An 8,576-nucleotide genomic window follows, 5' to 3' on the forward strand; every position below is an offset into this window, starting at 1 on the left:
TCGAGTCGAGCCCACTCGCTGTCAGATAAAACGGCAGTTCGCGACATGCGTCAACTGTGCCACACGACCCCACGGATCATTAGGAGACACGCCCTAGCCCTCAGCGTCGTATCGACTGCTTCACTTCCGCTGCCCGAGTCTGCGCCACGGCACTTCTCACGCGGAATCACTGGAATGACTGAACGCGCACGTCTCGCGGGAGGCTGGCTGGCCGCGGAATTGGACGATGAGGATCCCCGACGGTTCATCGTCACTGCGTTCATTCCGACCATGCCCGTATATGAGGATGCGACGACCGCATGAAGAGCGCGATCCGCGTGGCTATAGCCGATGACCAGAAACTCTTCTGCTCTGGAATCCAGATGCTGATCGAATCGCAACCCGATCTCGAGTTCGTCGGTGCTGCCTACGACGGCGGAGCGATTGTCGAGCTTGCGCTGTCTCAGAAAGCCGACATCGTCCTGATGGACATTCGGATGCCCATCGCGAACGGCATCACCGCGACCGAGATTATCCGTGCGAAGGCTTTGGTTGACGCGCCCAAGATCATTATCCTCACCACCCACGAACGCGACGTCGCCGTGCTGCAGGCGATCAATGCTGGAGCCAGCGGCTTCCTACTGAAAGACGCCAACCCCGCATTCTTACTCGAAGCCATCCGCACCGTCCATGGCGGCCAGTCCGTAATCGCACCACGAGACAGTGTCGCCGTTATCAAGGACCTCATTCCCACCGAAAGTAAGCGGGCAGACTATGCGGCGATCAGTCACCTGTCCGCGCGTGAAAAGGAGATCTTTCTCCTGGCCGCGCGCGGGCTGAGCAATAGCGACATCGCGGCGACCGCCTTCATATCGGAGACCACCGTCAAGAGCCACGTTTCCAACATTCTTTCAAAACTCACTCTGAGCTCGCGTTTACAGATCGTGGCCTTCGCCTACGAGAACGGACTATTGCGATGACCCTGCGCATCCTGCTCGTGATCGACTACAAACTCGAATACATGGGCGGTGCCCAAACGGCATTCCTACAGCAGGCACGCGCCCTGGCCGCGACCGGGCATACTGTGACTATCGCGGCGCCCGACGCCTGCTCCCAGCTCGACCTCGCCGCCGCGGGCGTGACCTGCTGGGACTCTCCCGTCACCTTCGTGGTCCCGGGCGCTAACCTGCCAATCGTTGGCAATACGGCCCGAACCCAAGCCGTCGTGAACCGGCGGTTGGCCGAATGGCAGACCGATTTGGTCATTACGCATTCAGAATTCGGTCTAGCCGCCGCCGTGCTGAAAGTTGCCGCAAAACGCGGCATCCCGAGCATGCACGTCGTGCACACCTTCTTCTGGCGTGGCCCCCGAATCGCAGCCTTGGCCGCACCGCTCGTCACCGCCGTTCACGGCTGGACTACAGGCCTGGCTCCGTCACGGCGACGTCTGGCTCCCCGACGGTTGGATAGCGCGCTGCGTGGGATGACCTTGAGCGTGGCACAAGCGGCTGACTTGGTGATCTCGCCCTCCCACCATCAGGCATCGGCGCTGCGCGCGGCGGGATTGCACAACGTCACGGTGATCTCCAACACCAGCGAGAACCTCCACAGCCGTCCACTCATCAGCTCATCGACTGGTCCACTCCGGCTCGTGTGGGCGGCACGATTTGCCCCGGAGAAAAGACTTGATGTCGCACTTTCAGCCATGACGATCGTGGAGGGCATCCTGGGTCACGGCGTCGTGCAACTCGACATCGCTGGCGGTCGCGCGTCTCGTGAAGCTCCCGCCTCTGTGATCTTCCACGGACGTATATCGTCCGCTGGTGTCACTCAGCTGCTTGATTCGGCTCATGCGGCCGTCATCACGTCGAACGGGTTCGACAATCAGCCAATGATCGCTATCGAAGCATTCAAAGCCGGTCGACCCGTGATCGTCTCCGACCCCACCCTCGCCACCGAATTCGGTATCGCCGCCATCGCAGCGAGCGACACAACCGCCGAGGGCCTTGCACGCACCATCATTCGGCTCGCGGGGGACCGCGACCGGCTGCGTGCACCCGCGGCCGGTGCGAATCGTTTCTCAGCACAGGCCAGCGCCCAACAACACGCCTGCAACATTGGACAAGCATTCCTCCGGATAGATTCTGTCAATACCTCGTCGCACAAGTACGCTGAGCGATTCATCTCGCGCGGCCGGACGCAACCAGTTGAGCACCGGCAAGGCAATCTCCCGCCGTCAGCAATCGCCCCAAAACACGGCGATCAGATTTCGGAAAAAGTTCCCACGTCGAGTCTTTCAAGCGTGTAACGGTTATGCCTCAGCGCGCCAAGTGGCGGCGCTAAACGAAGTCATATATATGCGTATGACGGCGAATCACAGCTCGATCCACGCCTGGCGACCCGATCCGGAACACGAGCAGGCCAACAAGCAATCCTCGACAAGTGCTGCGTTCCGTATGGGAACGGCGGGACGCGTGCTAGACCGTCCCAATTGTCCCGGCGTTGGGTTCTTGAGCCCTCTGGCGTGCTGAAGTGTCTACAGGTAAAGTTATGTGTGGACATTTTGATACAAGGGAGTGGGAGGTCGTTGATGGACAAGGTCGATGCTCTGCCCGTTACAACTTTTAGCGCCACTATGGCAGCCGCTGCGGGTATCGGGGCACGGGAGTTGCACCGGCTCTGTGAGAGCGGCGCCATCGACCGTATCGCCAGGGGTTTGTATCGCCGGGTCAACCTTCCGCCGGCGAACCTGGATCTGCTTGAAATTGTGGCCCGACGACAAGACGCAATCGTATGCCTATCGAGCGCTTTGGCCCATCATGGCCTCGTGGATGCCATCCCTACGCGAATCGACGTTGCCGTTCCGCGGGGCGTGCGAACTCCACATACGGGCGCTCCCGTTGCCTGGCATCATTTCGACGCGGCGACGTTCACGCTCGGACGCACTGAGCTGGGCATCGATGGATCCGACGCGACCATCGGCCTGTATTCGCCGGAGCGCTCCATCGTCGATGCGTACCGACTCCGTGGTTTGGAGGGGTATGAGATCGCTCCGGAAGCGTTGAAGAATTGGCTGCTTAGGAGCGGGTCTCACCCGCGGGCACTGATGGACATCGCCCGGCAGCTACCTCGAGCGAGCGGTCCGTTGCGTCAAGCCTTGGAGTTGCTCTCGTGAGCCACGCGTCGCAGCTCTACGCCGCGCTCCACCGGCATGCCCGAGCTTCGGGTCGGGCCGTTTCGGAGACGGTCATCCTCTACGCCATGGAGGCATTCCTGAGCCGGCTCTCTCAGACAATCTACAAGGACGACTTTGTGTTGAAGGGCGGCGTGCTCCTTGCTGCGTATCGGCTTCGGCGTCCGACGAGCGACATCGACATGGAAGCCGTCAACTTTCACGTGGATGCCGCCCATCTGCTCGCTGTTGTGGAGGTCGTTGCGGCCGTATCCGTCGACGATGCTCTGGCCATCGACCCCGCCCGCACGGATATCAGACTCATCCGCGAGGGCGACGACTACTCGGGGCTCCGAGTCAAGATATTTGCACACGTCTACACGAGTGCCCTGTCGTTTCATCTGGACATCAGCACAGGAGACCCGATCTGGCCAGACCCACGCTCGGTTACCGTCCCTCGCATCCTCGGTGGGGAATTTGAGATGCTCGGCTATCCGCTGGTGATGGTCGTTGCAGAGAAGGCGGTCACGATGCTGACACGTGGAACGACGAGCACACGGTGGCGCGACATCGTCGACCTGCGGAATTTCTCACTGTCCCACGACTTCAGCGCGAGTGAGGTTCGCGGTGCAGCCCAGCGCGTCGCCGATTTCCGACAAGTCCCGCTGACCTCAGTCGCGGTAGCCACAGCAGGCTGGCCCGCGATCGCACAGCCGAAATGGGCAGCATGGCGGCGCAAACTCGCCCTCACGGAGATCTGCCTTGAATCGTTCGACGACCAGCTGGCAGACGTGATCGAATTCGTGGATCCGGTTTTCACCGGCGCCGTGCGCGCAGATGAAGTTTGGGACTCGTCAACTCAGCGCTGGCGCAAACCCTGAATTGAAACGCCGTAGGGGAACCCTCACCGGGATGGCGACCTCAAGCAGATCGTTCGCCGGCCGTAAAGTTAAGTTCGGCGAGTTGGTGTGCTGGTCGCACGCAAATACAGTGCGATACCTGCGACAAAGCTCGCAACGCCTGCCACCGCCGCAAGAGCGCCGAGCGCGACCAGAAGGGTTGAGCCGCCCGAGCCGAGAATTAGAGCGAATCCGCCGAGGAGCAGCCCTGCGCCCACTGACCCGTATGTGCTCGCTTTAGCTTTCATGGTTGAAGCCTATCTGGGACGCCTGCCCGCAAGCCGGACCCCCTGCGGGGCATTGTCCGCAGGGATCCGTGAACGGGCGCATTCACGGTTCGACCCAGCGGCGCTCGTTGGTGTCGCCCTATGCTCAAGGCATGACTTCGGCATTGGACGGGGCCCTCAAATCGGCTCAAGCATTCGTCAGGAAGGTACACCCCGAGGCGGCAGCGTCCGCTTTAGCCGGCAGCATCGCGCGCGGCCGCGGGACCAGAACTTCTGATCTCGACATCGTGGTCTACTACGACGACCGTCCGGCGAGCTTCGCAGAAACGCTCAGACACGACGGCTGGCTGGTCGAATCGTTTGTCTACGGCCCCGAGGGCATCGATGAGTGGTTCGCCTTGGAGGCGAAGCAGCGCCGGCCCGTCGCCTTGGATATGTGGGCTGGCGGCATCCCACTGGTTGACAACGTCGCAACGGCGCTGCTGCAGGCCCGTGCGCAAGAGGTGATGGCCGCAGGCCCGGAGCCGATCGGCGCGACACAGCAAGCCGACCTGCGATACGGTCTCACGGCAGCCATCGATGATCTTCAGGGACGCCCGGATCCCGGAGAGGAGTTCGCCATCATCGCGGACGGCTACAAGCGCGCTGGGGAGCTGCTGCTCTTCGCCAACCACAGCTGGCTTGGAAGCGGCAAGTGGCTGGTGCGACGCCTCGGGAATCTCCAAGATCCGACTGCGAAGCGCCTCGTCCGGTGGGCGGAGTCAGTTCCACGATCATCTGAGGAGCTCTGCCGCATCGCGCATGAGGTCCTCGAAAGCGTCGGCGGACCGTTGCAGGAAGGGCATACTCGGGGCTCCCGCGAGGTTGGGTAAGCGATCCTTCACCGGGCATCAAGGATGCCGGATGTCCCGCGTTCTCAGTGATCAAGCACTGAATCCGCGATCTGCTGCGCGGCTTGGTCCGCTGTGATGTGTGTGGTGTCGATGACCTCGGCTTCTTTGTGTAGCCAGGTATGAGCTGCCTCGGCGTATGGCTCCAAGTACTCGAAGCGGAACGTCGAGGGGCCGAGGTCTTTGTCGTTTTGTATGCGGTCGCGGAGCGTTGCTTGGTCGGCGTGGGGGACGAAATGGTGGATCGGTATGCCGTGATCGGTAAGACCACCGCTGATCTCCCGCCAGTAGCTCTCGACCAAGACAGTCATCGGCATCAGGGAGGGCGTCGTCGCGCAGATAGACGTCTCCGGCTGGAACGCAGTCACCGGTTTGACGCGCAGCTATGTCATGGCGGACATTGGGGACACGGTACGGCCTCCGGAGAGCTCATTCGACCGCCTTGGGTATGGAATCTTTGATTGCGAGGATCCAGCTGAATTGCTCGATGCCATGTCCGGGCTACGAGGTCGCGTTTTTCTGAGGCTCGCACCTGCCGATGGCACACCGTGATTGCTCGTGCGGAACTGATCCTCTATGACACATCAGGCCGGCAAGCTCGGTCAGGTTCCCCTAAAGCTCCACATTATCGGGTGGTTTTGTCGAAAAAATGATCGTTGGGAACTTGTCTTTGCGGCGATGAAGGTGCCCCTCGGCGGGGTCGCAGTCGAGGAAGGGGCCGGTGCTTTTGTCGAAGATCACTGCGGCGTGGCGGTCCCAGAGGTTGATCCACCAGGACGACATTGAACCCTTGCCAGTCCTATTCAGGGCGACGGCGTGGTGCTCGACGTTGCCAACGTCGACACCGACGAACACGTCGACGCTGTCATAGTTTTCGATCATGACTGCTCCCATCCACTTGTATTCGTGGCCTGGTCTACGGCGTCAAGTCTCGGCATCCACATTACAAACGACCTCGGCTTTACGCCTAGTCGAGCCCTGTCAGCGATCACCCGACGCCAATCGAGTCCGGTGACAACACCCCCCGGATCATCAACGACTGGGGGGCAACAATCATGCCGGACCCGACAGGCCAACTCCCTCAGATACTCACACCATCCGAAGTTACAAACAAGGTAACGGGGGTTCTGAGATATTCAGAACGCACCCCCACGCATTATCGGTGAGGCTGGGCATCGCCCGAGGCGTTGACTACTCGGCCGGCGGCATCGGCATCGGGGTCGCGCTGCGGAGCCGCTCGTCTGTCCAGAACTCCTTCGTCGGCGGTTCATCAGTCGGCACCGTGATCTCTCGAGAGCCGGAACCGTCAGTCGGTGAAGGCGTCGAACTGGGCGCGCGCCCACCGCACGCGGTCAAGAACATGATGCCCAGAATCGCGAGGCACGCGATGATGCTTTTCGTCATGTCAGTCGCCAATCGCGTCCACGTAATTCCATCCGCACACTGCGTCACCCTACATCAGGTTGAACATGGTAACAACGTCGCGTGTGTTCGGCGTGGAGCGCAGATTGGTCAGCGCGCAGTCCGTAGTCCCCGGCGTTGTCTCGCATCGCGATGTGATCGCCCATGTATAGCCCAGATTCACGTTGATACGATCCTTCAACCAGGGCCCACCGCTCGCCCCACCATTCATGCCGCAGGGGAAGCTTGCGTCCGAACTAAACGCGACCGCAGTGGTGTTACCGTCACAGTAGTAAGGAATCTCGCCGGTGAACGGAGGATCAGCCGGGTAGCCCCATACCCGCACATTGCTCTGAACCGGCCCGGCACCAGTGACAAGACCATTGCCGCCGACCGCGTCGACGATCTGGGTCCCGTTGTTCGGGTAAACGGCGATGAACGCCTGATCGTGGGTGAAATCCGAACTGTCCATCCAGGAGTTAAAGGTTCGGGCGTTACTCCAACTCCAATAGCCCTGAGCTGAGGGCCCATCATAGTACGAAGGGGCGAATAGGAAGTTGGAGTACCAAGCGCCACCGCCGCCTTGATGGACACAGTGGCCAGCGGTGATCAACAAATTCTTATTGGCGTTGTTGATTGTGGAAGCCGTGCACGAGCTGGGACCGTTCGGAGTGTTGAAGAACAAGCGGCCCACCGTAGAGGCGACTGGATCGGCGAACGGCGTGATCTCGGATGACTGGAGCGGTGCGACGGGATCGGACAGAGTGACTCCCTCGTCCGAGGACTCGTCACTTTCGGCGGGAGGTTCGCTGCGCCGGTCGCTGCCTGTCGTGTCCGGCAACAGGTCGAGCGGTATGGCGCTCTGAAGCTTCTCCTCGGTCCAGAAGCCGGCTGGGTCGAGACTGTCGCCTGCGGCGTTCCGGGCTGCGGCGAGCGGGGCGTTGATCGACGTACTCAGAGCATCATCGTCAGCTGCGCCTGCGCCTGCGCCTGCGCCCGCGCTTGCGTTCGCCGGAGCGATCGTGATCACCGTCAGAAGGACGGCACCAAGGGCACCGCCGATTCCCATGGAATACCGTGCACGGCGTTTCAGGGTGGTGTTGTGCGAAGAGGCAATGTGGGCGGAGCGTCCACGTTGTTTTTGCTGGAACATTCGGAATTGCCTTCCTGGGTATATCGGATACTCGAAAGAGCGGGCATGAATACCGAGAGAATTTATGCGTTATTCACACCGTGGCTCCCCCTCGGCAATGCCGCCGACCATGATCGGCCAGCGCTCTTGGGCCGCGAATTCCCGGTTTTCAACGACCGGGATCGTGCCCCACTGTGATGAGTATGCCTGTCAGAGTTGGCGCATAAACCGCCAGAGGTCGACGATCTGGGTAACTGTCAACCGCACCTCGGGTCCAGTTGATGAACTCTTCGGAGGAGGGGTAACGATCATTCCGGAGCGAAATATATGGAGAGGGAAACAGCGTCTGCGGGTCGTCTCAGGAGCGGTAGTTCGCGAGTCCCTCTGCGGCGCAGAAAGGTTGCGTCCCCCTGAGTGCAATTCATTGTCACCGTGCGGGTCAGCTGGGTCACATCCAGTATCTCTGTGTTGTTTCCCGCTCCTGAGTTTTGCTGCGTTAACGTAGCGAGCCAGCGAGCTGATTGCGTCCGAGGCGTCCGCTGGCTGCAGCCTGCGCGATCCACAGGATCAGAACGCCACTGCCAACCGTGACCACGAATAACACCACTCTGACAATCGCCTCTTCGCCCATAGCCTCACACTATGATCTACGTCTTCCACCCGCCAGAGGGAGGTGCGCCCGTAAGGCGGACCCCCTACGGGCGGAGCCGTTTCCCACACCAGACGCCGGCGTTCTTCGTCATCGGCAGATTCCGTGGCGGATCCAAGAAGTGGACGAACCTGATCAATCTGGTTGAGACCGAATCAGGGCACAGCATCGTGCGTCAGAGGGAATGATCTTCAGGGGCAGCTGGAACGTCAGCCCGTTAGCAGACC

Annotated in this window: 11 protein-coding genes; 7 read left to right on the forward strand and 4 right to left on the reverse strand. The window is 60.8% G+C overall.

What is annotated here, in order from left to right; genetic code table 11:
* The first annotated feature begins 174 nt into the window (after positions 1-174).
* The 6 genes from D6T64_RS23350 (at position 175) to D6T64_RS00475 (ending at position 5,149) form a co-directional block, all read left to right on the forward strand.
* Positions 175-303: a hypothetical protein gene (locus D6T64_RS23350; protein ID WP_267900459.1), complete on the forward strand. Its 129-nt coding sequence runs from the start codon at positions 175-177 to the stop codon at positions 301-303.
* Positions 300-959: a response regulator gene (locus D6T64_RS00455; protein ID WP_119970383.1), complete on the forward strand. Its 660-nt coding sequence runs from the start codon at positions 300-302 to the stop codon at positions 957-959. Before D6T64_RS23350 ends, D6T64_RS00455 begins: the two co-directional genes overlap by 4 nt.
* Entirely contained in the window at positions 956-2,287 is a 1,332-nt protein-coding gene (locus D6T64_RS00460; RefSeq protein ID WP_119970385.1) for a glycosyltransferase family 4 protein, read from the forward strand. Before D6T64_RS00455 ends, D6T64_RS00460 begins: the two co-directional genes overlap by 4 nt.
* A gap of 282 nt (positions 2,288-2,569) precedes the next feature.
* On the forward strand, positions 2,570-3,154 hold the full coding sequence (locus D6T64_RS00465) for a type IV toxin-antitoxin system AbiEi family antitoxin domain-containing protein (protein ID WP_119970397.1): 585 nt from the start codon (positions 2,570-2,572) through the stop codon (positions 3,152-3,154).
* Entirely contained in the window at positions 3,151-4,032 is an 882-nt protein-coding gene (locus D6T64_RS00470) for a nucleotidyl transferase AbiEii/AbiGii toxin family protein (protein ID WP_119970388.1), read from the forward strand. The genes D6T64_RS00465 and D6T64_RS00470 overlap by 4 nt, the downstream gene beginning before the upstream one ends.
* Positions 4,033-4,429: 397 nt before the next feature.
* Positions 4,430-5,149, forward strand: a complete 720-nt coding sequence (locus tag D6T64_RS00475) for a nucleotidyltransferase domain-containing protein (RefSeq protein ID WP_119970390.1) — start codon at positions 4,430-4,432, stop codon at positions 5,147-5,149.
* Positions 5,150-5,193: 44 nt separating this feature from the next.
* Here the strand turns inward: D6T64_RS00475 and D6T64_RS00480 are convergent, their stop codons facing one another.
* Positions 5,194-5,535, reverse strand: coding sequence for a hypothetical protein (locus D6T64_RS00480; protein WP_233550751.1), 342 nt, complete (start codon positions 5,533-5,535; stop codon positions 5,194-5,196).
* Positions 5,536-5,539: 4 nt separating this feature from the next.
* On the opposite strand from D6T64_RS00480, the gene D6T64_RS23575 reads away from it, so the two are divergent.
* A complete protein-coding gene (locus D6T64_RS23575; RefSeq protein ID WP_377012931.1) occupies positions 5,540-5,719 on the forward strand; it encodes a hypothetical protein in 180 nt (59 codons plus the stop codon).
* Positions 5,720-5,779: 60 nt separating this feature from the next.
* On the opposite strand, the gene D6T64_RS23580 is transcribed toward D6T64_RS23575, so the two are convergent.
* From D6T64_RS23580 to D6T64_RS00495, 3 genes are all read right to left on the reverse strand, one after another.
* A complete protein-coding gene (locus D6T64_RS23580; RefSeq protein WP_370448706.1) occupies positions 5,780-6,061 on the reverse strand; it encodes a DUF4913 domain-containing protein in 282 nt (93 codons plus the stop codon).
* A gap of 297 nt (positions 6,062-6,358) precedes the next feature.
* A complete protein-coding gene (locus D6T64_RS00490; protein WP_119970393.1) occupies positions 6,359-6,571 on the reverse strand; it encodes a hypothetical protein in 213 nt (70 codons plus the stop codon).
* Positions 6,572-6,620: 49 nt separating this feature from the next.
* A complete protein-coding gene (locus D6T64_RS00495; RefSeq protein ID WP_147364388.1) occupies positions 6,621-7,721 on the reverse strand; it encodes a trypsin-like serine peptidase in 1,101 nt (366 codons plus the stop codon).
* Positions 7,722-8,576: the final 855 nt, after the last annotated feature.

The organism is Cryobacterium melibiosiphilum, assembly GCF_003602235.1.
GTDB lineage: Bacteria > Actinomycetota > Actinomycetes > Actinomycetales > Microbacteriaceae > Cryobacterium > Cryobacterium melibiosiphilum.

Excerpts from the sequence above, each read along its gene's own strand:
- D6T64_RS23350 (WP_267900459.1), top strand. The coding sequence starts at position 175 with ATGACTGAACGCGCACGTCTCGCGGGAGGCTGGCTGGCCGCGGAATTG.
- D6T64_RS00495 (WP_147364388.1), bottom strand. The coding sequence starts at position 7,721 with ATGTTCCAGCAAAAACAACGTGGACGCTCCGCCCACATTGCCTCTTCG.
- D6T64_RS00460 (WP_119970385.1), top strand. The coding sequence starts at position 956 with ATGACCCTGCGCATCCTGCTCGTGATCGACTACAAACTCGAATACATG.
- D6T64_RS00475 (WP_119970390.1), top strand. The coding sequence starts at position 4,430 with ATGACTTCGGCATTGGACGGGGCCCTCAAATCGGCTCAAGCATTCGTC.
- D6T64_RS00455 (WP_119970383.1), top strand. The coding sequence starts at position 300 with ATGAAGAGCGCGATCCGCGTGGCTATAGCCGATGACCAGAAACTCTTC.
- D6T64_RS23580 (WP_370448706.1), bottom strand. The coding sequence starts at position 6,061 with ATGGGAGCAGTCATGATCGAAAACTATGACAGCGTCGACGTGTTCGTC.
- D6T64_RS00490 (WP_119970393.1), bottom strand. The coding sequence starts at position 6,571 with ATGACGAAAAGCATCATCGCGTGCCTCGCGATTCTGGGCATCATGTTC.
- D6T64_RS00465 (WP_119970397.1), top strand. The coding sequence starts at position 2,570 with ATGGACAAGGTCGATGCTCTGCCCGTTACAACTTTTAGCGCCACTATG.